Raw genomic sequence first — 24,538 nt, 5'->3', positions numbered from 1 at the left:
AAAACTTTTAAATTTGATTTAGGAGTAATATGTAACTATCACTTTAGCAAATTATTTAAACTTTAAAATTAAGATTATGAAAAAATTACTATTTATACTTTCGTTGGTTTTCGGATTAAGTGCTTTTGCACAATCTTCTGTAGATGAAATTAATTTGATCCAAGATCTTTATGGAAAATCAAAGGCAGATGTAGTCAAAGAATATTTGGATTTGTCTGACACACAAGCAGCAGCATTTCAGCCTATTTATGATAAATACGAAGCAGAGCGCAAAGCCTTAAGTCAGCAAAAGATTAAAATTCTCGAAGACTATGCAAACAATTATTCGACTTTAAGCGATGCTAAAGCTACAGAGCTAACAGCGGCAAACTTAAAATACAATCAAGATTCAGAAAAATTACTTGCCAAAACGCATTCTAAACTGGCAAAAGCTATTGGCGGAATCAATGCAGCAAAATTTGTACAGCTTGAGTTGTATCTGCAAGTGACTATACGCGCTGAAATTCAGAATGCTATTCCTTTTATTGGCGAACTGGATAAAACCAAAAAACACTAGACGATTTCTGGGTACAGAGTAGAAAGTATAGAAAGATCATTTTCTACTCCGCTTACTAATATTTTATACTCTTAATATGATAAAGAAATTTACAAAATATTTGACAGTTGCATTAATCATGTCTGCCCAGCTAATTTTTAGTCAGTCTGATAACGATGGTAAAGAACTAGGACTTCCAGGCGATAATCTAGATTTGTATGCTGTAATGACACTCTTTCAGAAATCAAAAACCATTGAGGAGTTTGAAAAAAATCTGAATTTAGAGAAAACAGGAATCAATAATCTCGATTTGAATCTAGACAAAAAAGTAGACTTCATAAAAGTAATTACCAAGAAAGATGGTAACTCGTTTACGTTTGTTCTTCAAGTTGCCGTTAGCAAAACAGAGAATCAAGACGTCGCTGTTATTTTTGTCGATAAAGACAAAAACGGAAAAGTAAAAATGCAGATTGTAGGCGATGAACTGCTGTATGGAAAAGATTATATTATCGAGCCAGTAAGCAAATCCTCGGCAGCAAAAACATCAAACCCTGCTTATACAGGAGACGATCCCGTACAAAGCGCGCCAGCCGTAACAGCCGTTGTGGTAGAAACGGTGCCAATTGTACAATATGTATATTCACCAGCTTACGTGCCGTATTATCCACCTTATTATTACGGATTTTATCCGCCTTATTTCGCTGCTTTTACTGTATTGGCGGTCGGAATTTATCGTCATAACCATTATTACCATCATCATGGCTATCACGGCGGGCATTATCATGGCGGACATAACAATGTATATATTAATAACAGAAACAGTTTTAATAATTACAATAATAATAGATCGAGATCTAATACAGTGCGAGACAATTCGACCAATAATAGATACAATACAAATCGGGGTAATTCGCGTCCTTCGGCAAGTACACGACCATCAGCAGGAAACTCCAATCGTGCAGGGAATACTAATGCATCTGGAAGAACCCGTCAGAGTTCATCGCCAAGTGCAGGGACTTCAAATCTAAATAGAGGAAGTTCTTCGAACTCCAATTTTAATAGAGGAGGAGGAGCGTCTTCAAGACCAAGCGCCGGACAAATGGGAGGCGGTTCTCGCAGCATGGGAGGCGGTGGCTTCGGTGGCGGAGGCGGCGGAAGAAGAAGATAAACGGCGTTTTTTATAATGTTTCATCAGAAAAAATGCGTAAGTCCTTTTTGGGTTTGCGCATTTTTGGTTTTTATATCTAATGAAGTCATGTTTAAAAATACACACAAGATTTTTGAAGCAATTCATTCCGTAGGAATGTTTCATCGGTAGAAACGAGATTTGAATCAGGAATATACGTTCCGTAGGAATGTTTCATCAGTAGAAACGAAATTTGAATTAGAAATATACGTTCCGTAGGAACGTCTCATCGGTAGTAGAAACGAAATTTAAATCACGATTACACGTTCCGTAGGAACGTTTGATTGGTAAAATTTTCGCAAATCAGGTGTCCCTACAGGACACAATGTAAAACGATATTATTTTTTTTCTACCGACGAGATATTCCTAACGGAATATTAAGCATTGTTATCATATAAGATAACCGATTAGTGAAAATATATTATGACATTTGAATTATTGAAAATGATATAAAATTCAAAGAATGAAAGTGGCAGAAATAGAGTACCTAAAAAAACAATCGGCTCAATATTTAAATATTTTAAAATCAGCTAATAAAGGTTACTATGCAGAACTCAAGGTTTTAAATTACTCCGAATTAGGCTGTGTAATAACAAATATGCTAAAACTGTGTATTTTGGCATTAGAACAAGATAATGGACAAAAGCTGTCTATAGATGTTGGATTGGTTTTAGAACAAGCGCTTCAATTATTTCCAACTGATGAAATGGAATTGTTAGATATAATTAATGAAATGCAGATTAAACAATCTTATGCTGAGGTTGAATAAAAAAACAAAGAAATCTGGAGCAACTCATTCCGTAGGAATGTCTCATCGGTAGAAACGAAATTTAGATCACGATTACACGTTCCGTAGGAACGTCTCGTTGGTAAAATTTTCACAAATCAGGTGTCCCTACAGGACACAATGCAAAACGATATATTTTTTTTCTACCGACGAGATATTCCTAACGGAATATAAAATAATGTTAATTTAAATTTTCTGCAACAAAATTTCTGCAATACTCTTTTATCTGTTCTCGCACAGTTCTAAACTGTTCCATGATTTCAGAATCCGTTCCAGTCGCTTTTGCTGGATCTGGAAAATTATAATGAAATTTGATTGCCTTTGTTGGGAAAAACGGACATCGCTCTTTAGCATTATCACAGACCGTAATCACAAAATCAAAATCGATATGAACATATTCATCAATATGATTTGATGTATGATTTGAAATATCTATTCCATCTTCTTTCATTATCGAAATAGCTTTTGGATTAACGCCATGAGTTTCTACACCAGCGCTGTAAACCTCAGCTTTATTTCCAGCAAAAAATTTCATGTAGCCTTCAGCGATTTGACTTCTACAGCTATTTCCCGTACAAAGTATTAGTATTTTCTTTTTCATATTAAACAAATAGCCAAATGATATTTATAATGCAGAATTTGGGTTCAAAACCAAAAATAAGCTGTAGTAAAATAACAGATGAGGTTATTACAATTGGTTTTTTGTATTTAAAGATTGGTTCTTTCATTTTTTAGCAGCATCCCGAATTTGGAGTACAGCAAGAAGCAGAGTCATTAGTTAATTGAGTAAGATTGATCTTCTGTTTTTCTACTGGAATTCCGCAAGCATCTTGTGCTAAACAAGCTGTTGTTTTATTTTTTAGAATAAACGTTTTTCCGTTAAACTCTAAATCATATTTGCCAATTGTATTGCTTTGGTATTCCACTTCAATTTCTAAGTCTTCGATGTTTAGTTTATCTTCAGACAGCTGAATGATGTTCAATAGTTTATTAGGTTTTAAACGATGTTCAAAATCGTTGGCATCCCAAAGCTGAAAGTTTACTGCTTTTTCATTTCTGATTACTCCGCCGCAATCAATAAAATTTTTGGTAACTACTCCAACTTCTGTTACATGAAAATGTTCTGGTACAAAAGTTCCGTTTTCTAATTGAAATTCCACATTATCTAATGTTGGCAAAATCTGTTTTACTTCTGATAATTTCATCTTGTTTTTATTTATTTGTTAATTGCAATATTGCGATATACTTGGTCAAAAAAAATGTTTTAGCAACATTTTGATTTTGAGATAGTTTGTGTGATGTTTAAAAAATAGGAGTTTAAAATGTCGATTGTTTTTTCGTCAATACAATAGCAAATAGCATTTCCAGAAATATTTCCTTTTATAATGCCAGCATTTTTTAATTCTTTTAAATGCTGAGAAACCGTAGGCTGCGCAAGAGGCAATTCGTTTACAATATCGCCACAAATACATTCATTCACTTTTAGTAAATATTCTATTATAGCAATTCTTGCAGGATGCCCTAGTGCTTTGGCAATTGTAGCAATTTGATTTTGTGCGTCTGTAAAATGTTCAGTCTTAGTTGCTCCCATATCAATTATATTAATATTGCAATATTACGATATAATTTTTAAATGATGAAATTTTTAACAAATTAATTTAAATAAAAAAGCTCCAGATTTCTCTGAAGCTTTAATTTTATTGATAATACTATTTATTTAACTTCAACAGCTTCAGGAAATTTCCATGTGCCATTAAGTATTTCTTTGTGCGGACGATAAAGTCTAACCCAATAATTCCAACCCGCAGTAACCGGAATACAATTTGGTGTTTTTCCGTCACAACCTCCAAACTGAATAGAGATCGATCCGTCAGCATCTTTTTTTGCTGTAATATTATTTAAGGTATACATATTGAGATCGTTTTTCTCAAAATAACCTTCTTTATTGTATACGCTTATAGACCAAAATCCATCAACAGGAACATTTTTAACTTTAAGTTTATAGACCGTTTTTCCATCATTTTTTTTAGGATAAACAGAAAGATAAAGTGCATCTTTTTCTGGATTTCCGCCCCATCCTGTTGCGCTTCCTAATAAATGGCGTGTTTCATCAATTTTACCTTTTAAGCCAAACATTCCTTTTGTATCAGTTAATTTTTTAGAAACGCCAATTAAAGAATCTCTAACTTTCTTTTGACTCACAAGGTCCCAATTTGGAACCGAAAAAGTTCCTTTATCTTTTTGGCTAATTTTAATTGCATCTTGCAATGCTGTAACTTTCGGTAAATCATTCGGATCGTTAGGATCAATAAAAGTTCTTATTCCTAACATCAAATAACGTGTCCCGATTTTTTCCTTTGTGAAGGTAAAAGTTCCGGGAGCGTAATACGTTTCAGAATATTGATCTTCGTCGATAGTCTGCATAGACATAAAACGTTTTCCAGGATCTGGCAGTGTAACAGTTATTGGTCCAGCATCGAGATCATAAACTCCAGAAGAATACAGTACATCTCGGTTAGCACGAATTACAGCTTGTTTGTCAATTGGCATTAAAGTTCTATAATGATGTATATTACCAATACCACCAGCATCTTTAACCGAAGTCGTAAAGTAAAGATCTGTTTCTGCGCGGTTAAAATTTGCAGCAGTAACTGGAACACTATTTTTTTGTGCGACCGAATCAGAAGTCACAGCAGTAGAATCTTTTAATGTAGAGGAATCTGTTTCTGATTTGCCGTTATTCTGTTTGCAGGAAGAAGTCAGTAACGATATAGCAACTAAAAATAGACCTGATAATAATTTGTAATTTTTCATATTATTTGAAATTAAAATTAGAAAAATGGTTATGATTTTATTTCTGGAGCAATGTTTTTCATTTTACAATTTCTGGAAGAGGCATTTTCCAAATGTTATTAATAACGTCTGGCTGCGGACCGTAAATTCTCATCACAAACATAAATTTTTCATCTTTAGGTGTCGGAAGCCAGTTGCTTTCTTTATCTTTTCCTGGTGAAGTGTTTTGCAGATAAATAACTAAATCTCCGTTTGGCTCATATTTTAAACCTTTGGTTTTATTACCGATAGAATATCTGTTAATTGGGTTTGGAATTAGAAAACGTTTAGGAAGATTGTACATCGTGATGCTCCAAAAGTATTTGGCTTCTGGCAATTGATCTTTAGTAAATTTCAATACATATTTATTGTTTCCTAAAAGCTGCTGATTGTTTTTGTCAACGTTACTTCCAGTATAAACAGCTTCCTCTTTGGTGTTTCCGTAAATTCCGGCAGCTGCAGCAATTGCACGGTTTAGAAAGTTATTTTTAAGTTCTGCACGTGTACCAAAAAGACTTCCAGCATCTTTGACATTATCTATTTTAGAGTTCAGTTCTTCTTTGGCTTCGGCAATTCCTTTTTCAATTGCTTTTATCGTTTCTGGCGAGTATTTTGAACTGTCAAAAGGTTGTCCTGGCACAATTCCAATTTTGGCAAAACGCTTTCTCAGTTCTTTTTCGCTGCTGTCTTCGTTTGCATATTGTAATAAAGCATTTAGTGCACTGATAAATTGAAGCGAACCATAATCGCTTTCTTTCCAGACTGGCAAAGGTAGATTGTATTTTTTTACAGGAGGAGCAGGCTGTTTTGTATATTCATGCAACGGAATTAATTTATATTGTGCCTGTATTTTTTTAAGATTTGATACATCGGCTGGATCATGTAATTGAGTGCGACCTACAAGATATATTAAATTGGTTTCAGAATGTAAAACCTTATCAATGCCTTTAGGAGTTTCTCCTTTCCAATCTGGTCCTGCAATAAGATATTTACCTGCATTATTGCCAGTTGCTCGCGATCCTACATATTCAAAATTGAAGGTGTAGAGGTCTACCAACTGCATTACATAATATCGATCGCTTTCTATTTTTGGCACTTCAAGAATAACAGGTTCGTCTGAAACATTAATTGGTGCCATTGAGTACGGAGTATCATTATTTATGGTTATGATTAAAGTATCTGCGGGAGTTGCGCTTGCAGCTACGCTTTTGAATTTGTTAAATCCGGAATATTCTTTAGCTTCTTTGTTGATTGCACTGGAGTAAATCGCTTTGTAATTATAAAATATTGGATATCCGTATATCCAGGCTTCTTTTGCAATAGCAGTTATAGAATCAGTAGACGTTGCATTTGCATTTTCTGAATTATCTTTTGATTGTTCTTTTTTGCAAGCAGTTACTGCCAAAAGGGTTACGATAAAAAAAGCGGTTAAATTTTTCATAATCGGGAGGTTTTATTTCATATATGATTTTTTCCTGATTTTAAAATTAGAATTTAAAAGAAAAACTTAGCTTTTTTGAATAGTAAAGATGGTTGCAAATTATAAGTTGCAACCATTTTAAAAGGCTAGAAATTAAAAAGATCAACTTGTTTTTAGACTGAAATGAAAAGGAATAAAAAAAGCTCCAGATTTCTCTGAAGCTTTATGATATTTTGAAAAAAAAATACTTAGAAATTAGTATTTATCTTTTTTGAACGATCTGCAATGTAAGAGATCAACCAAATCACTTGTCCTTCTTTTACAAAGTAAATTTTCTTTGTTGCATAGTCTGGAATACTTTCAAGACAAGTCACAAGAATGTTGTTTGCCGAAATCAAGTATTTTTGGTCATAAGTGCTTAAAACTCTCGCAGCTTCTTTGTTTGTTTTGGCAAGGTTAGTAAACTTACCGAAATTGTTTTTAAGAATAGCATCATAATCGATAACATCTTGAAGTGTTAAAGCAACATAATGATCTTTATTAACGGTTTCGTCATAAAAAAGAGTTGAAAACGCCCAAACAGCACCACCAGATAAATATAATTTATCTTTTTTAGCTAAAGGAGGATTTGCATCAAATAATTCTTTTGTTTTTTTACGTAGAATAACATTATAATCAAAAGATTTTTCTTGGTAGGTAGACATATCGTTTACTTGACTTTTGTTTACCACTGTTTTTTCTACGGCATCAGTAAGTGTCATTGTTCCAAAACTAAGTTCTAATGGAACAAATTCTAATTTACCGTCTTTAAGTTCGTCAATGTAACCGCCTTTAGTAGTTTGAGCACCAATATCAAGAAGGAAAGCATTAGCAAAATCAACAGGCGGTATAGCACCTTTAACAAGCGTTTTTGCTTCTTCGTTTACATCTAATACTTCTAATTGTTTACCGGTTAAAAGAGCAATTTTGTTTTTTAGAACGTCTAAGTTACGTGCAGAAGCAAAAACAGGAGCTGCTACAACAAAGATGTTTTCTTCAAGAATTTTGTTTTCAGCTTTAATCTTTTGCAATTGCGTGGTAACCGTAACGCTAGTTTTACTAATATCTTCTGCAGTAAGCTCGCCATTAGCAGTAATATGATCAGCAAAAGGGATTCTTTCAGTCCAGAAAGAAAGTATTTTATAATCGGCTTTTCTAATGTTATTTACATCAATAACAGAAACTTTTATAGCTCTACGTCCGATTTCGATTCCAGCGTAGACACTTTTTTGAGAAAATGAAGTGATAGAAAAAAATAAAGTTAAAAGAGTAAAAAATAAAAATTTGGGGTTGTGTTTTTTAAGCATTGCGTTGAATTGTAGTTATAATATATTTGTTTTTAAAAGATTATTAAATTTCTTTTTGTGGTATTGATATGAAAATCACAATTTTAGAATGAAAACAAATGGTTTCATTACGGAATTGCGAATTTAAGAAAACATTTAATAATATAAAATCAGTTATTGGAAAACATAATATTAAATTATTGTAAAGGAATAACGGACTTTATTTCGATTAAGTATATTTATAAGACAAGACTTGAGATTTCTCTAAATTTATCAATCGACGAGTTACGAATTATCTATATTTGGTTAATTAAGCATGGAACTTACGATGCAAATATCAAAGTTAGTTTTAATTTAAATAAAGTATATGGTAGACAATGAAACTGAATTGATTCGGATAAAGTTGTTGGAAAATTCAATTCGCTTGCTTTCCGATTTCATGAGTGTATTGTCAGATGGCTATAATCCGACAATCCTTGATGTGAAAGTTAGTATCGACAAAAAATTAAAGGATCAAGATCGATTTATATTTTCCTCTCCAAACAATTTGGGTACAGAATCTTTTTTTCTAGACAAGATTCAACCAACGAAAAAAGATATTGCCAATATTAAAGAGAGAGTAAATGAGAACTTTTCTTGGTGTCTTAATCATTTAGCCACATTTAACAATGCGCCTGATATATTCGCAAGTAGCTATCATATTGAAAATCTAAGTCAATTAGTAGAAAAAGTAAAAATGCATATTTTTGATCTAACGGACTTATGGGACATAATTAGTTATGAATACTTGGTTGATACTAAAGATGGAAGTTTGGTTAGAGTTCTTTTTATGCATTCCGACAATAAATCATTGATCTTAGATTTTGGAAACTATATTCATTGAGGAACTTTTCTTTATGTTTGTAAACTTACATTATTTCAAAATAATAAGAATATAAGAACAAAAAAGCTTCAGAGAAATCTAAAGCTTTTGTTTTAATAGTGAGAACAGAAATATCCTCAAACTGATAACTTTTGGGATTAAAAATAGGTTGACTCCGAATACGGATCGTAGATGTCTACATCCCATTGATTATCATTATATAGATCTGCAAAATCTTCATCGGCTTCTGCATCAATAGTATTTTCATTTTCTTCGTTATAGCTAATGCCTTGCAGAAATTCGCAGTCAAAATCTGGTTCGTCATCATGCTTATTGTACAAGTCTAACGAAGCTGAAGTTTGTTTTTCAGAATAAAATTCAGCATCTATCAGATTTACATTAGATTGAATAGTAATCGAGTTAAAATTTGTAGAGGTAGTTATAGATGATTTCATGATTTTTATTATTTATTGGCTTTATAAAAACATATTTTCTTAATTCAAAAATACATGCTGCAACAATGTTTTTATTTACAGAATTTCGGCTTGAGTTTATATAATTAATCATTGTAGAATATGATTTCCACTTAATTAGTGTTTTTTACAGAGTTTGTTGGTTTATTTAACGCTGAGATATACTCGTTGTAAAAGCTATGTAAGTCTCCTTGATTTTGCAGAAATGTTTGAACAAAAAAAGCTTCAGATTTCTCTGAAGCTTTTTGTCTGTATAGAAGGAAGCATTTTAATTGTCTAACCGATTTTTTGAGGATTATTGTAAAATTATTAGTTGAAAATATTTCTTATATTTAGTTGAAATTTAAGTGACTAAGAATTTATGGAGCTAATTTTACTAATAGTAATCTTTTTGCTGATTCTTATTTATGGTTTTTATAAGGCGCAAATTAAAGGGATAATTGGAGAGAAAACTGTCTCTTCAATATTAGATTTCTTAGATAAGTCAGAGTATAAAGTGATCCATAATGTCGTTTTACAAAGAGGCGAAGTAACTACTCAAATTGATCATATAGTCATTTCTAGTTTTGGAATATTTGTTATCGAAACTAAAAATTATAAAGGATGGATTGTTGGCTATGAAAAATCGGAATACTGGACCCAAGTAATATATAAATACAGATCCAAGTTTTATAATCCTATTTTTCAAAATGCAGGACATATTAGGACTTTGAAAACCTGTCTAAATGAATACAGAAATCTAGAATATATATCTATTGTTGTTTTCTCAATAAATGCCAAAATAAAAATAGATACTAGTGTAGATGTTGTTAATATGCATCGTCTTTTAAAAACAATTAAAAAATACTCAAACGTAAATCTCTCAGAAGAAGCTAAGAAAAGTATCTTTGAAAAAATTAATGCTTCTAATTTAGTTGATTCGTTTAAGAAAAAGGAACATAATAATTCCATTAAAAAAAGGATTAGTGATCGTGAGAAAGCAATTCAAGAAAAGAAATGTCCAAGATGCGGTAATAGTTTGGTTGAAAGAAAAGGAGAATTTGGGATATTTTTTGGATGTAGATCGTATCCCAAGTGTAAATTCACAAAAAAAAAACTTTCTTATAAAAGACAAGCATAGAAAACAAAAAAGCTCCAGATTTCTCTGAAGCTTTTTTACTTAGTAGCGGGAAGCATTCAATTATCTAACCAATTTGTTTATGATGTTAATGAAATTTTATCTGCATAAATTGTATTAGAAACATTCCTTATATTCGCTTACAAAAAGGTAAACTATGATATAAAAGGATGTCATTTTATCTTTTTAGTTAAGTTATTAAAAACCATATTTTTTATTGTTTAAGAAAATTTAGATTTTTTTAAAATGAGCGAAATAATTTTTGGAAGTGAATATCATCAAATTTTAGATAATCTTTTGAGAGAAATAGATTTGTCTAAACTTCCCTTATACGGAGAAAATGAGATTTACAGAATGAATGCAGGTAGATATGGTAAAGTCAAAATAAAATTAGATGTTGAGAGAGATAATGAAAAAATAGAATATATTCGAGATCTATATGGTAAGACTAATAATCCTATTAATTGTTATACATATGGATGGGAAGCTAAAGAAGAAAAGCTTCCGAAATACCATGAAGAATATATTAAACCAGTGATATTAGGATTTATCGAAGTTTTATCGACAATTAGCAATAACAATAATGTTGTTTTAAAATTTTCAGTTGTCGATGGGGACTGGAAAACATCAGAAAACACTGCGCATCATCTTGCGACAAAAAATGCCTTAATAGAATTGTTTAAACAAATATAAATATTATACTCTTGTTAGCACCATCCTGTTCGCGAGCTAAATAAAATCAAAATATTTGCAAAACTACTAAAACAAAAAAGCTCCAGATTTCTCTGAAGCTTTTTTACTTAGTAGCGGGAACAGGACTCGAACCTGTGACCTTCGGGTTATGAGCCCGACGAGCTGCCTACTGCTCTATCCCGCGATGTTTCGGGTGCAAAGATAAGGCGATTTTTGAGAAATCCAACGAAAACTTTAAAAAATGTTTTATTTTCTGTATTGAGTTGATATGACTACCTTTGCAAAATAAATAAAGCAAAAAATGTCACATAAAGCAGGTTTCGTAAATATTATCGGAAATCCAAATGTTGGAAAATCAACATTGATGAACGCTTTCGTTGGAGAACGATTGTCGATCATTACATCAAAAGCACAAACTACACGTCATAGAATTTTAGGAATTGTAAACGGAGAAGACTTTCAGTTAGTTTTGTCTGATACTCCTGGAATCATCAAACCAGCGTACGAAATGCAGGAATCGATGATGAACTTTGTAAAATCGGCTTTTGAAGATGCTGACATTTTAATCTACATGGTCGAAATAGGCGAGCAAGATCTTAAAGATGAAGACTTCTTTAAGAAAATCATTCATGCTAAGATTCCGGTTTTATTGCTTTTAAATAAAATTGATAATTCAAACCAAGAACAATTAGAACAGCAAGTTTCTTTCTGGAAAGAGAAAGTGCCAAATGCAGAAATTTTCCCGATTTCGGCTTTGCAGAATTTCAACGTTCCGGAAGTTTTCGGAAGAATTATCGAATTGTTGCCAGAATCACCACCTTATTATCCAAAAGACCAATTAACAGACAAGCCAGAACGTTTCTTTGTTAACGAAACAATCCGTGAGAAAATCTTATTGAATTACGCTAAAGAAATTCCATACGCAGTAGAAATTGTAACAGAAGAATTTCATGAAACCGACAATATTATCAGAATCCGTTCGGTAATTATGGTGGAACGTGACACACAAAAAGGAATCATTATCGGACATAAAGGTGCAGCTTTGAAAAAAGTAGGAACAGATGCCCGTGCTGATTTAGAGAAATTCTTCGGAAAACAAATTCATATTGAGCTTTATGTAAAAGTGAACAAAAACTGGAGAAGCAATGCTAATATGCTGAAACGTTTCGGATATAATCAATAGTTTATAATTGTTTCAAGTTAAATGTCAGGTATAAAACTTGGCACTTGAAACCTGAAACTTGAAACAAAAAACAATAAAAACTTAGGTACTTACAAACTTAGCGTCTCAGCAACTTTTTTTAACTACCTTTGCAAAAAATTTAAATAAGGCATTTACGGTTTTTAGTGATTGGGTTTTTAGGAAGCTAAAAATCTGAAATCTAAGTCTAAAGCCTAAAATTCAAAAAAAATGAATAATAACATTGTTGCGATAGTAGGAAGACCTAACGTAGGGAAATCGACCCTGTTTAATAGGCTGATACAAAGAAGAGAAGCTATTGTAGATTCAGTATCTGGGGTTACCCGTGATAGAAACTATGGTAAAAGCGAGTGGAACGGAAAAGAGTTTTCTGTCATTGATACAGGTGGATATGTTCGAGGGTCTGATGACGTTTTCGAAGGAGAAATTCGTAAACAGGTAGAACTTGCTATCGACGAAGCCGATGTTATTATCTTTGTGGTTGATGTTGAAGAAGGAATTACGCCAATGGATGAAACTGTTGCAAAATTACTTCGTAAAGTAACAAAACCAGTTTTATTGGCTGTAAATAAGGTTGATAACGCAATGCGTGAGAAAGATGCAATTGAGTTTTATAATCTTGGTTTAGGTGATTATTTCACATTTGCAAGTATTTCAGGAAGTGGAACTGGAGATTTATTAGATGCTTTAATTGAAGCTTTTCCAGAAAAACCAGAGCCAGTTACGCCAGAAGTAGAATTGCCTCGTTTTGCAGTTGTAGGACGTCCGAATGCTGGAAAATCTAGTTTTATCAATGCCTTAATTGGTAAAGACCGTTATATTGTTACAGATATTGCAGGAACAACTCGTGATGCTATTGATACTAAATTTGACCGTTTTGGTTTCGAATTTAATTTGGTTGATACTGCGGGAATTCGCCGTAAAGCAAAAGTAAAAGAAGATTTAGAGTTTTATTCTGTAATGCGTTCGGTACGTGCGATCGAACATGCAGATATTTGTATCTTGGTTATCGATGCAACCCGCGGATTTGAAGGTCAAGATCAAAGTATTTTCTGGTTGGCTGAGAAAAACCGTAAAGGAGTTGTAATCTTAGTAAACAAGTGGGACTTAGTAGAAAAAGATACGATGTCGACTCGTGACTACGAGGAGAAAATCAAAAAAGAATTGATGCCTTTTACAGATGTGCCAATTTTATTCGTTTCTGCTTTAACAAAACAGCGTTTATTAAAAGCATTGGAAGCTACGGTTCAAGTTTTCGAAAATAGAAAACAAAGAATTCCAACTTCAAAATTCAACGAATATATGTTGAAAGTAATTGAAGCATATCCGCCGCCAGCAACAAAAGGTAAATATGTAAAAATTAAATACTGCATGCAATTGCCAACTCAAACACCGCAATTTGTGTTTTTTGCTAATTTACCTCAATATGTAAAAGAGCCTTATAAGCGATACCTAGAGAATAAAATTCGTGAAAAATGGGATTTCGCAGGAGTTCCAATCGATATCTACATTAGAGAAAAATAAAAAAAATCCCCTTGAAAATAGGGGATTTTTTTATGATTTATTTCTATTTACTTAAAAGATCAATTTTTTATTGGCATTATATTTGAATAAATGTAAAAAATACAATTAAACCTTTTGCGTTTTTGTAAGTCTTACAAATCTAACTAACCCAATTTTATGACCAAGATTTATTCATTTCTATTGTTTTTAGCTTTTGTTTATTCGGCAAATGCCCAAAACAATATTGTTATCAAAGGAACTGTAGTTGATATTAACTCGCAACTTCCGCTTGAACTTGCAACCGTTTATTTTACAACTGTAAAAGATTCTACAATTATAGAATATGCTACAACAGATAAAAACGGAAATTTTATTATCAATACGAAAAAGTATGATAAACCGGTTTTTTTAAAGGTAAATTATACTGGATACCAAACGTATTTTGAAGAACAAAAAGGACTTACAGAAAGTAAAGACTTTGGTAAATTGTACATGCTTGAAAATGCAAATGTTTTAAACGAAGTAATAATTAAGAGCGAAGCCCCACCAATTACGATTAAAAAAGATACTTTAGAATTTAATGCCGGCTCTTATAAAGTGCGTCCAGATGCAAATGTGGAAACCTTACTGAAACAATTGCCCGGATTTGACGTAGATAATACTGGAAAAATTACGGTAAATGGGCGAGAAGTCAATCAGGTTTTAGTCAACGGAAAAGCATTTTTTGATAAAGATGGTGCCATTGCCATTAAAAATCTTCCTGCCGATATTATTAAAAAAGTTCAAGTTTCTGATTTTAAAACCAAAAAAGAAGAATTGGCCAAACAAGAATCGACTTCAGATTATTCGAGTATAAATATTACCATTGACGAAAAGAAAAACAAGGGATATTTTGGTAAAGTACTTGGCGGATACGGCTCAGACGAACGCTACGAAAGCAGTTTGATGATGAACTTCTTTAAAAACAAACAAAAAATTAGCGTTTTAGCCTCTTCAAATAATATCAATTCGACTGGATTTTCTATGGATGAAGTTTTTGATAATATGGGAGGCGGAAGAAATGCAAAAGGAGGTCAGGGCGCAAGCAGTGGAGGAAAAGGAATTACGCAGTCGACTTTGGCTGGAATTAATTATTCTGACGATTGGTCAAAAGATTTGGAGTTTATGAGCAGTTATAACTTTACAAATGCGGTGACTAAAAACGATAGCAAATCCAATCAGCTTAGTTTATTGCCTACAGGAAATATTTTAACTGAAGCAGATTCTAAAACAAGAAATGAAAATACTGGAAACAAGGCTAATTTTGAGTTAGAATACAAAATTAATCCTACTATGCAGATTGTTGTTGCACCTAAACTGAATGTGTCTCAATCAAATAGTAATTCTAGTTCTTCTACTTCTTCAGAAAACCAAAATGGAGAGGCGTTGAACGAAAGTACGGCAACATCTCATACAGAAAGTTCGAATACTAGTTTTGCGAATAGCATTAACTTCAACAAAACTTTTAAAAAGGAATCGAGAAATTTAAGTGTGGTTTTTAGCAATAGCAACACTAAAAATGATTCGAACGGAATTAATATTTCTGAAACCATTTTTTATCAAGATGCAAAACCAAATGATGAAAGAAATCAGAATGCAAAAAATACTTCAAAAAGTGATTCGTACTCGCTTGATTTAGAATATACAGAACCTATCACAGATTCGCTTCGATTGCGTTTTGGAACCGATTTTGACTGGCAGAGTTCAATGAACGATCAGAAAACATATAATTTTGATGATGCTTCACAAGAATATTCAGATTTAAACTCATCGCTAACGAATTATACAACATCAAAACAAAATTCGATTACGCCAAAAGTGGGTATTAGTTGGCAGAAAAGAAAATTTACACTTAATGTAAATTCTAGAACATCAATTGTTGAGTTTGATAATCATTCTTTCTATTTAAATCAAGCGACTGATTTGAATAAAAGATATATGCTTCCGTATGGAACAGCACAGTTTCGATATAAATTTAATCGTTCTAAAAACTTAACGTTTAAGTATGATTATTCTAATGCGCTTCCATCGGCAACACAATTAATGCCGGTTGCAGATTTAAATAATCCGTTAAATAGTGTAATTGGTAATCCAAATTTAAATCCGATTGAGAAAAATACTGCTGGTATCGATTTTAAAAATTTTGATTTTAGAACGCGTTCTGGCTATAGCTTATTTCTTAAAGGAGATTACTATAATAATGATATAGTTTCGACCTCTATTTATGACGACAGCGGAAAAAGAAATACAACTTATGTAAATATTTCAGGAACTTATTCGGCTTCGGTTGGAGGAAACTGGAATCAGCAGATTAAAAAAGATGCACACACCATTAGATACGGTTTGCGTTTAAGCGGTAATTATAATTTTGATAAAGGATTTACAAATGCAGTTATGTACAATGCAAAATCGGTTGTAATTACACCTAGCGTTTATGCTTCTTACGATTATGGAGAAGTACTTTCGATTTCGCCGTCTTACAGTTTATCGTATAACGAAACGAGATATGAAAATTATTCGAGAGATGCGACTTCAAACGTAATTCATAGAATTAATATGCAAACAACTTCTTACTGGCCAGCAAATTTAATTTTCGGAAATGATTTTGGATATACTTATAATTCAAATATTTCAGACGATTTCAAAAAGGATTTCTTTTTATGGAACACCAGTTTGTCTTACGGATTTTTGGATAAAAAATTATATGCAAAAGTGAAAGTTTACGACGTTTTAAACCAAAATCAAAGCGCAACAAGAACCATTTCGCCAACGTCTATTCGCGATGAAGAAAATACGGTTTTAAAAAGATATGTAATGTTTTCTCTTGCCTATAAAATCGGGAATTTTGCAGAAAGCAAAAAAGGAAGAAAGCAGAGAGGGGCGTAATTCTTGAGGGACAAAGGCTCAAAGGTTACAAAAAATGCCTGTCAAATTCAATTTGACAGGCATTTTTTGTATAACTCATAACTCATAACTTTTTTCGATTAATTCGATGATAAACCGTAAGTCTGAAAATATCACGATCATAGAAATCTACACCACTTGCGCGTCTTTGAAAGTTCTTTAAATAACCCAATTCTACACCAAGATTTGGATTGAAGTGATAACGCAAAGCAACATAAAAACGGTTTTGATCGAATGTATTTTTGCGATTGTCTTTTCCGAAATTAAAAAGAACTTCGTCTGAAATAGTTCCTTTTATGCTTCTGCCTTCTTTTTCCCAAAGGGTAAACATGGATTGTAAACGATATCTAAATCGGAAAGCATATGAAAATTCGTCCAAGAGTCCGTTTTTGTCTGCTTTTTGAATGAAGCGTTCTTCTAACTGAAAACGGTTGTGAAAAGTGATTTTAGCAAGATCATTAATCAGAGTTACATCTTGTTGCCCTCTATATTCAGGAACAGAATAATCAGGATCAACATACGGATTTTGGGTATTTACATTGAAAAAAGCAAATCCAGCTCCAACTTCAATCATTTTATTGGCCCGATATCTAGCTTGAGATCTAATGACAAAAAGGCTTTCATGAACAGGATTTACAAAACTTCTATTATCAAACTCAGAATGAAGCGCCCACTTTTCGGACAAGGGAAAAATATTATAATAACGAATCCAGGTTAGAGTTTGCTGGTCGATATTTCTTTGGTTTTGCCCTGTAATTAGTTGGCTAATAAAGAGTAAAGTGAAAAATAGTTTAAAAGATCCTTTCAATTGCGATAAATTCAGGCTGCGAATTTATACAAATGATCTCATTCCTAATTATTTTAAAATCTGTTTTATGTAATTTTTTGTGAAAATAAAAACGAGACACATTCTAAAATGCATCTCGTTTTTAATACTAAAACTAACTAACCTAACCGCTTACAGTGAATACTTAAAAGTAACTCCGTAAGTTCTTTGATCACCAAGAACTCCAGCATATTGTCCAGTGTTACCACTTGCAGGCAATAATTGCTCATAGTAATCTTTATTGAAAAGGTTTCTTCCCCAAATTTGAATAGATAAACCTTGCGAAGCACGGAAACCTAAACGAGCATTAAAGATTGCATAACCTTGAACTACTAAATATTTTGAAGCCGAAGGGCTTGAAGAAAATTCAGAACGAGCGTAACTATCAGCAGCAAAGAAAATTTTTCCAGCATTACCAAAGAATTTTGCATGATCAGAAAGCTCACCTCCAAGAGAACCAGCCCATCTTGAAGCACCTGGTAAATCAGTTCCAGAAACATCTTTATAAGCTACCTGAACTCCATCAACAGTAAGTCCTGTTTCTTCTAACGGAAGCGGTGCATTTGTAAATTTCACATATTTACCATCTGTATAAGTAGCAGCACCATTTATCGTTATGTGTGAATTGATAACAAAGCTCGCATCCAATTCTGCACCTCTTACACGTACTTTATCAGCATTTGCAAGATAACCGCGGTTTACACCTAATTCGGCTGCCTGAACGTTAGTTTGGAAATCTTTGATGTCAGTATTAAATAGTGTTAAGTTTAAAATAGAGTTCTTAAACGGAGATGTTTTTACTCCAACTTCGTAATGATATACTTTTTCTGGTTTAACTACAGCAAGTTCAGTCATTGGCTGTCCTGCTGAGTTTGTTGGAAGCCCAGCTACGTTAACTCCAACTGGTTTGTAACTTTTAGCAAATGTTGCATAAGCATTGATTTTGTCTGATGCTTTGTAAGTAAGCGTTAAGTTTCCAGAAAAATCTGTATTGTCTGTATCTGAGTCAAATGCTTGATCTGAGTAAACTGATTTTTTCAAAGCCAATAAGGCAGGATCTGTTGTTTGAAGACCTCCGTAAGTTTTACGAGAATAACTTGCGTCTTTTTTATCAAAATTATATCTCAAACCTGGTAAAATGTGGAATCTTTCTGTAACTGACCAATCAAGCTGACCAAATACTGCTGCGCTCGAAGCTCTAATTCTTGCATCAGTATGGATACCGTAACCTTCAAAAAGACCTGGTGTTTTCCATAGTGGGCTAGTTGAGCTTTGAGAGAATCTCCATTGTGCATTTCCAGATTCTTCTGTACCATCTGTTTGAGAAGTTTGATCAATAAAGAATACTCCACCAACACCGCTTATTTTTGAAGTTATTTGTCCAGCATAACGAACCTCTTGTGTAATTTGTGTTTGTCTTGTTGGGTTTTGAGATTTAGCTAAAACCTGTAATCCTGTAAAATCTCTATCATTTGATGGATCCCAATTCCAGAAGCGCCATGCTGTTGTAGAAGTAAGTGTTCCACCTCCAATTTTTGTATCGACATTTAATGAAACTCCTCCTAAATCTTGTCCAGAACGCCAAGGAGTATCATGATCAATTTTACGATCAAAAGCATTTAAACTTGGCAATTGATAATTTAAATCGGCGATAATAGCATCAAACTGACGGTATGCAGCCCTTTTAGTAGGGGCAACACCAGCAACAACCTGCGCATATCCGTCAGGACGCTGTGTGGTAAGGTCACCTGCAAAAGTAACGTTTGTATTTTCAGTAGGAGTCCATAATAATTGTCCTCTAAAACCTTGATTGTTTAAAGTATTTGTAGGTCTTCCTGTAGCAATGTTATCGATTAAACCATCTCTTTGTGTTCCAGAAAAAGATAAACGACCTGCCACTTTTTTTCCTAATGCTCCTGTAACAGAAGCTTTAGCTTGTAAAAAGGCATAATTTCCGTAGCTAAGTTCAAAATCGGCACCAGTAGTAAAACTTGGTTTGCGAGAAGTAATGTTAAAAGCTCCAGAAGTTGTATTTTTTCCGAATAAAGAACCTTGTGGACCACGTAAAACCTCGATTTGTTCTACGTCAATAAAATCTAAAGTAGTCGCTGCTGGACGTGCATAATAAACACCATCAACATAAAAACCAACTCCAGGATCGATACCGTCATTTGTTAATCCGAAAGGAGAACCTAAGCTTCTAATATTGATTCCTGTATTTCTTGGGTTAGAAGAATACAACTGAACAGAAGGAACCAATTCTTTAATACGGTTTACGTTAAATGCTCCAGCCGCTTCCGCTTGTTTTCCTGTAACTACCGAAACAGCAATTGGCACATCTTGTACTTTTTCTATTCTTCTTCTTGAAGAAACTACAACTTCTACAAGTTTGTTTTCTTCACGTAAAGTAACCAATAGAGGTGAAGCTGGAATAGCCGTGATTTCAAGTTCGGCAGTGTTGTAGCCAATGTATTGAACCAAAAGGGTAAGCGGTAATTTTCCTTGTGATTCTATCGAAAATCTTCCTTCAGAGTCTGTAATTGCACTAAAAGTTGTTCCTTTAATAACCACGTTCGCTGCTTCTAAAGGAATATTTTGATCTGTTGTTACAACCCCGTCTATTTTTTGTGCGAATGAGATTGAGAACGTTAAAACTGCAAGTATTGTAAGTATATTTTTTATAGATGTTTTCATTTTTATATTAAGTATATGTGATTAGTAGAATTTAAAATTAAATTTTTTTTACCAACACATACACATCATAAATGAACCAGTATTCACAGTTGTGAATTTATAATTATAGTTTTTTTGCAAAAGATTTTGTCCACCTGATTTACTAGAATGTACTTTCATGAGTTAAAATTTTGTAAATGATTAGTTAATTATTTTTGGCAAATATATAATTAATTCTATCGATTTACTAGACTTTAGAAAATATTTTTTTATTTTTTTACAAGAGAAGCGATTGTAATGCCTTCCATGGCCTTCAAAGTTTTGTCTCTAATAAGCATTAGACCGTGACGCAGACTGCATTCAGACTCGGTTTTACAATCAGAACAAGGTTCGTAAAAATTTAAAGAAGCACATGGCAAAAGTGCAATTGCACCGTCAAATAATCGGTGAATTTCTGCCAAAGTAATGTCGTTTTTAGATTTTATCAGATAATATCCACCAAATTTTCCTTGCTTACTGCTTACAAAACGACCGCGTTTTAGATCCAGTAAAATCTGTTCTAGGAACTTTTTAGGAATATTCGCTCCATCAGCAATTTCTACAGTTCTAGAAATGTGATTTTCGTCTTGTTCTGCTAAATAAAGTAAGGCCTTAAGGGCGTATTTTGCTTTATGTGATAACATCTATTAATAAATTGTAAAATGTAAATGTATGATTTTTTAAGATTGAAACCTAAACCTGAAACCTCAAACAATGAAAATTAGAACCAGAATAAATTACCAGCTTCCTCCAGAACCACCTCCAGAGAATCCTCCGCCTCCAAAGCCTCCGCCGAAGCCACCGCCTCCGCCAAAACCGCCTCCAGATGATCCGCCTCCGAATCCTCCAAATCCACCTCCGCTTCTTCCAAGATTACTTAGAATAATAGCATCAAGTAAACTAGGGCCACCGCCACCGTTGTTGCCTGAATTTCCGCCACCACCTCTTTTATTTCGAGAAAGCAGAATTAAAACAATAACAACAATTACAATAAAAGGCAGAAAAGGAAAGTCTTGTCCTTTGTTCTGTTTGCGTTCGCCTTTGTATTTTCCTTTAAAAACATCAAAAAGCGCATCGGCTCCTTTGTCAAGACCGTTGTAATAACTTCCTTTTTTAAATTCTGGAATGATAATATTTCTTGTGATTTCTCCACCAATACCGGCCGTAAGTCGGTCTTCAAGTCCATAACCAGGAGAAATCCAGATTCTTCTTTCGGCTTTAGCCAATAAAATTAAAACCCCATTATCTTCTTTAGCTTGTCCGATTCCCCATTCTTGAGCCCATTTAGGAGTAAGAATGCCAATATCTTCACCTTTTAGGCTTTCGATAGTAATAACAACAATTTGAGTAGAGGTAGAATCGGAGTAACGAACTAATTTTTCTTCTAATTGTGTTTTTTCAGAAGCGCTTAAAACATTTGCATAATCGTAAACAGAAGTTTGGAAATCAGGCTTTTTGGGAATATCAAATTGAGCAAAAATAGCATTGCTGATAAATAATGTGATAAACAAAAGAGTAATCTGAAAAATTCTATTAGAATTTGAGATTTTAATTTGGGAATTTTTCATTATTTATCCTTTTGAGATTTCGTTAGATAATTCGTTTGTATCGTCTTCCTGAGAAGGGAAATATTTTTTAAGCTGTTCTCCAGCATTCAAAATGCCATCAACAATTCCTTGTTTAAAATTGCCAGATTTAAAATGATTAGTCATAACATCTTTAGTACAATCCCAAAAATCATTTGCGACCACATCGTTAATTCCTTTATCTCCACAGATAACAAAGTTTTTATCTTCAACTGCAAAATAGAGTAGAACACCATTCTGCAATTTAGTTTCATTCATTCTTAATTGATGAAAAACTTCTAAAGCTCTATCGTAATGAGCTTTAGAAGTTGTTTTTTCTATATGAACTCTAATTTCGCCAGAAGTATTATTTTCGGCCATACGAATAGCTTCAACAATTTCTTGCTCTTCTTCTTTGGTTAAAAAATCTTCTACTTTTGACATAAAAATGATTTTAGAGTTTAATTTTTTTTTAGAATTTTACTTCAACAGGTTTGTCTGCTCCAGTAGAAGCTTCAAAGTATGGTTTCTCTTTGTATTCGCTCAAGAACCAGTTGTTTGGAATCTTTAAAACGTAACCGTTGTAATCTTGTACAGATTCATTGAAACGAGTTCTAGCTGTTAAAATCTGATTTTCAGTGCTAGCCAATTCGTCTTGTAATTTTAAGAAGTTTTCGTTTGCTTTTAATGTTGGATATTGCTCAACAGAAACTAATAATCTTGATAAAGAAGAAGATACACCGCTTTGCGCTTGGTTAAATTGTGCCAATTGTTCTGGAGTTACGTTGCTTGGATCAATTGTTACAGATGTAGCTTTTGCACGAGCTTCGATTACAGCAGTTAAAGTTCCTTTTTCAAAGTCTGCAGCACCTTTAACAGTATTTACTAAATTTCCGATAAGATCATTACGTCTTTGGTAAGCGGTTTGAACATTTCCCCACTCTTTGTTAACAGCTTGACTTTTTTGTAAAGCAGTATTTTTAATTCCAATCGACCAAAATGCGATAATAGCAATAAAAGCTACAATAATTCCAACAGGGATCAACCACTTTTTCATATTTGTTTTGATTTAAGTTTATTTCAATTTTTAATTACAATTCGTTTTTGATGTCGTTTAGTTGCGTTTTTATCAATTCTAATTTACGTATTATTTCGAATTTATCTAACGTCTTCTTCTGACCTTCTTTTAAGTGTGTTTTGGCACCTTCTAAAGTAAATCCTCTTTCTTTTACTAAGTGATAAATCAATTGAAGGTTGGTAATATCTTCTGGTGTGAACATTCTGTTTCCTTTGGCATTTTTTTTAGGTTTTAGAATGTCAAATTCGCTGTCCCAAAATCGTATCAAAGAAGCATTGACATTAAAAGCTTTGGCTACTTCGCCAATACTGTAATATCTTTTGTCTTTAGAAAGTTCAATATGCATGGTTTGTTTTTTTCTATTTTACATCAAAAATAGTATTTTTTGTACTATTAATCTAATGATTGGTTTTCTTGGTTTGCCATTTGTGAAATTGCCACATATTCTACAGCTGAAATATTTCCGTAATAAAAATTCAACGGATTAACTACTTTTCCGTCTTTATGTACTTCATAATGACAATGCGGGCCTTCAGATCTTCCTGTGCTTCCAACGTAACCAATAATATCGCCACGTTTTACTCGCTGTCCAGGATGACAGTTGTATTTGCTTAAATGCGCATACAAACTTTCATATCCAAAACCATGCCTGATCACAATATGATTTCCGTATCCAGAAGCAGTATTGTCAGCTCTGTCAACGACTCCGTCTCCTGTTGCGTATATTGGAGCGCCTGTATTGGCAGTGAAATCCATTCCGTTATGCATTTTTCTGACTTTCGTGAAAGGATCAATACGGTATCCAAAACCTGACGCGACACGTTTTAAATTTTCATTTCGTACTGGCTGAATGGCAGGAATTGCCAATAATAAATTTTCTTTAGCTCCAGCTAATTTTAAAATTTCATCTAGAGATTTGGACTGAATTGCTAATTGCTTTGAAAGTTTATCAATTCTTTTGGTGGTATTTAAAACCAATTGCGAATTATTATATCCTTCAAGAATTTTATATCGGTCAGAATTTTTAAAACCAGCTTTTCTTATAGAATCTGGAATTTCAGCTTTATTAAAATAGACGCGGTAAATATTATTGTCACGTTCTTCTAATGCATCTGCGGCTTCATCAATTTCATCCAATTTTTTATTCAAAATAGCATATTGCAGTTTTAAATTTTCGATTTCTCGGGCTTGTAAACGATCTTTTGGGGTTTCGAAATAAGGAGTATTAATTAGAAGTACAAAAACTAAAAATCCAAATAGTGCTGATGCCAATAAAAATAGTAATGCGTAACCAATTTTTATTCTTTTTCTGGTTTTTATTTTCGTATAAGCCAGATTTTCTGAGTCGTAATAATATTTTACTTTCGCCATATTTTAAAATACGCTATTTTTGCAGCTTGTAAAATAACTTAGACGAACAATTTGACAAAATGTTTCAGTTGTTTGGGCTTTTTTACAAGAACAAAATAATTTGATAATT

At 33.0% G+C, this 24,538-nt stretch carries 24 protein-coding genes and 1 tRNA gene; 9 read left to right on the top strand and 16 right to left on the bottom strand.

Annotation, left to right across the window (positions count from 1 at the left end):
• The first annotated feature begins 76 nt into the window (after positions 1-76).
• The 3 genes from JC605_RS18365 to JC605_RS18355 all read left to right on the top strand — a co-directional run bounded on the left by JC605_RS18365 (position 77) and on the right by JC605_RS18355 (position 2,490).
• Positions 77-556, top strand: coding sequence for a hypothetical protein (locus JC605_RS18365; protein WP_198857586.1), 480 nt, complete (start codon positions 77-79; stop codon positions 554-556).
• 76 nt (positions 557-632) lie between these two features.
• Entirely contained in the window at positions 633-1,703 is a 1,071-nt protein-coding gene (locus JC605_RS18360) for a hypothetical protein (RefSeq protein WP_233074162.1), read from the top strand.
• Between the two features lie 481 nt (positions 1,704-2,184).
• On the top strand, positions 2,185-2,490 hold the full coding sequence (locus JC605_RS18355; RefSeq protein WP_198857585.1) for a hypothetical protein: 306 nt from the start codon (positions 2,185-2,187) through the stop codon (positions 2,488-2,490).
• A gap of 199 nt (positions 2,491-2,689) precedes the next feature.
• Here the strand turns inward: JC605_RS18355 and JC605_RS18350 are convergent, their stop codons facing one another.
• The 6 genes from JC605_RS18350 to JC605_RS18325 form a co-directional block, all read right to left on the bottom strand.
• Entirely contained in the window at positions 2,690-3,109 is a 420-nt protein-coding gene (locus JC605_RS18350) for an arsenate reductase ArsC (RefSeq protein WP_198857584.1), read from the bottom strand.
• Between the two features lie 130 nt (positions 3,110-3,239).
• Positions 3,240-3,713: a DUF6428 family protein gene (locus JC605_RS18345; protein WP_198857583.1), complete on the bottom strand. Its 474-nt coding sequence runs from the start codon at positions 3,711-3,713 to the stop codon at positions 3,240-3,242.
• 59 nt (positions 3,714-3,772) lie between these two features.
• Entirely contained in the window at positions 3,773-4,099 is a 327-nt protein-coding gene (locus JC605_RS18340) for a helix-turn-helix transcriptional regulator (protein ID WP_111362835.1), read from the bottom strand.
• A gap of 122 nt (positions 4,100-4,221) precedes the next feature.
• The gene (locus JC605_RS18335) at positions 4,222-5,322 is read right to left on the bottom strand and encodes a DUF1254 domain-containing protein (protein WP_198857582.1); all 1,101 of its coding nucleotides are present in this window, start codon (positions 5,320-5,322) and stop codon (positions 4,222-4,224) included.
• A 58-nt stretch (positions 5,323-5,380) separates the two neighbouring features.
• Entirely contained in the window at positions 5,381-6,781 is a 1,401-nt protein-coding gene (locus tag JC605_RS18330; protein ID WP_198857581.1) for a DUF1254 domain-containing protein, read from the bottom strand.
• Positions 6,782-7,008: 227 nt separating this feature from the next.
• Positions 7,009-8,106, bottom strand: coding sequence for an exopolyphosphatase (locus tag JC605_RS18325; protein WP_198857580.1), 1,098 nt, complete (start codon positions 8,104-8,106; stop codon positions 7,009-7,011).
• Between the two features lie 346 nt (positions 8,107-8,452).
• On the opposite strand from JC605_RS18325, the gene JC605_RS18320 reads away from it, so the two are divergent.
• On the top strand, positions 8,453-8,968 hold the full coding sequence (locus JC605_RS18320; protein WP_198857579.1) for a hypothetical protein: 516 nt from the start codon (positions 8,453-8,455) through the stop codon (positions 8,966-8,968).
• 137 nt (positions 8,969-9,105) lie between these two features.
• Here JC605_RS18320 and JC605_RS18315 read toward each other — a convergent pair whose 3' ends face one another.
• Positions 9,106-9,402, bottom strand: coding sequence for a hypothetical protein (locus tag JC605_RS18315; RefSeq protein ID WP_198857578.1), 297 nt, complete (start codon positions 9,400-9,402; stop codon positions 9,106-9,108).
• A 379-nt stretch (positions 9,403-9,781) separates the two neighbouring features.
• On the opposite strand from JC605_RS18315, the gene JC605_RS18310 reads away from it, so the two are divergent.
• Together JC605_RS18310 and JC605_RS18305 are read left to right on the top strand one after the other, a co-directional pair.
• Entirely contained in the window at positions 9,782-10,540 is a 759-nt protein-coding gene (locus JC605_RS18310; protein WP_198857577.1) for an NERD domain-containing protein, read from the top strand.
• 243 nt (positions 10,541-10,783) lie between these two features.
• Positions 10,784-11,230: a hypothetical protein gene (locus JC605_RS18305; protein ID WP_198857576.1), complete on the top strand. Its 447-nt coding sequence runs from the start codon at positions 10,784-10,786 to the stop codon at positions 11,228-11,230.
• A 111-nt stretch (positions 11,231-11,341) separates the two neighbouring features.
• Here JC605_RS18305 and JC605_RS18300 read toward each other — a convergent pair.
• Positions 11,342-11,414: transfer RNA gene (locus JC605_RS18300), tRNA-Met, on the bottom strand.
• A 117-nt stretch (positions 11,415-11,531) separates the two neighbouring features.
• On the opposite strand from JC605_RS18300, the gene era reads away from it, so the two are divergent.
• From era to JC605_RS18285, 3 genes are all read left to right on the top strand, one after another.
• Positions 11,532-12,413, top strand: coding sequence for a GTPase Era (gene era, locus JC605_RS18295; RefSeq protein WP_111377359.1), 882 nt, complete (start codon positions 11,532-11,534; stop codon positions 12,411-12,413).
• Between the two features lie 228 nt (positions 12,414-12,641).
• Positions 12,642-13,955, top strand: a complete 1,314-nt coding sequence (gene der / locus JC605_RS18290) for a ribosome biogenesis GTPase Der (RefSeq protein WP_198857575.1) — start codon at positions 12,642-12,644, stop codon at positions 13,953-13,955.
• A 156-nt stretch (positions 13,956-14,111) separates the two neighbouring features.
• Positions 14,112-16,859 carry an outer membrane beta-barrel protein gene (locus JC605_RS18285; protein ID WP_198857574.1) on the top strand — a complete coding sequence of 916 codons (2,748 nt, stop codon included), beginning with the start codon at positions 14,112-14,114 and terminating at the stop codon, positions 16,857-16,859.
• 82 nt (positions 16,860-16,941) lie between these two features.
• Here the strand turns inward: JC605_RS18285 and JC605_RS18280 are convergent, their stop codons facing one another.
• The 8 genes from JC605_RS18280 to JC605_RS18245 form a co-directional block, all read right to left on the bottom strand.
• Positions 16,942-17,685 carry a DUF2490 domain-containing protein gene (locus JC605_RS18280; protein ID WP_233074161.1) on the bottom strand — a complete coding sequence of 248 codons (744 nt, stop codon included), beginning with the start codon at positions 17,683-17,685 and terminating at the stop codon, positions 16,942-16,944.
• Between the two features lie 150 nt (positions 17,686-17,835).
• Positions 17,836-20,397, bottom strand: coding sequence for a TonB-dependent receptor (locus JC605_RS18275; RefSeq protein ID WP_198857573.1), 2,562 nt, complete (start codon positions 20,395-20,397; stop codon positions 17,836-17,838).
• A gap of 248 nt (positions 20,398-20,645) precedes the next feature.
• Entirely contained in the window at positions 20,646-21,059 is a 414-nt protein-coding gene (locus JC605_RS18270; RefSeq protein ID WP_012023964.1) for an Rrf2 family transcriptional regulator, read from the bottom strand.
• A gap of 93 nt (positions 21,060-21,152) precedes the next feature.
• The gene (locus tag JC605_RS18265; protein ID WP_198857572.1) at positions 21,153-21,983 is read right to left on the bottom strand and encodes a YgcG family protein; all 831 of its coding nucleotides are present in this window, start codon (positions 21,981-21,983) and stop codon (positions 21,153-21,155) included.
• A gap of 3 nt (positions 21,984-21,986) precedes the next feature.
• Positions 21,987-22,424, bottom strand: coding sequence for a TPM domain-containing protein (locus JC605_RS18260; protein ID WP_198857571.1), 438 nt, complete (start codon positions 22,422-22,424; stop codon positions 21,987-21,989).
• 28 nt (positions 22,425-22,452) lie between these two features.
• The gene (locus JC605_RS18255; RefSeq protein ID WP_198857570.1) at positions 22,453-23,037 is read right to left on the bottom strand and encodes a LemA family protein; all 585 of its coding nucleotides are present in this window, start codon (positions 23,035-23,037) and stop codon (positions 22,453-22,455) included.
• 34 nt (positions 23,038-23,071) lie between these two features.
• Complete coding sequence (locus JC605_RS18250; protein ID WP_198857569.1) at positions 23,072-23,404, bottom strand: MerR family transcriptional regulator; 333 nt, start codon at positions 23,402-23,404, stop codon at positions 23,072-23,074.
• Positions 23,405-23,451: 47 nt separating this feature from the next.
• Positions 23,452-24,429, bottom strand: coding sequence for a M23 family metallopeptidase (locus tag JC605_RS18245; protein WP_198857568.1), 978 nt, complete (start codon positions 24,427-24,429; stop codon positions 23,452-23,454).
• Positions 24,430-24,538: the final 109 nt, after the last annotated feature.

It is taken from the genome of Flavobacterium sp. IB48, assembly GCF_016405855.1.
Lineage (GTDB): Bacteria > Bacteroidota > Bacteroidia > Flavobacteriales > Flavobacteriaceae > Flavobacterium > Flavobacterium ginsengisoli.
This window is presented reverse-complemented; position numbering and strand designations above follow the sequence as displayed.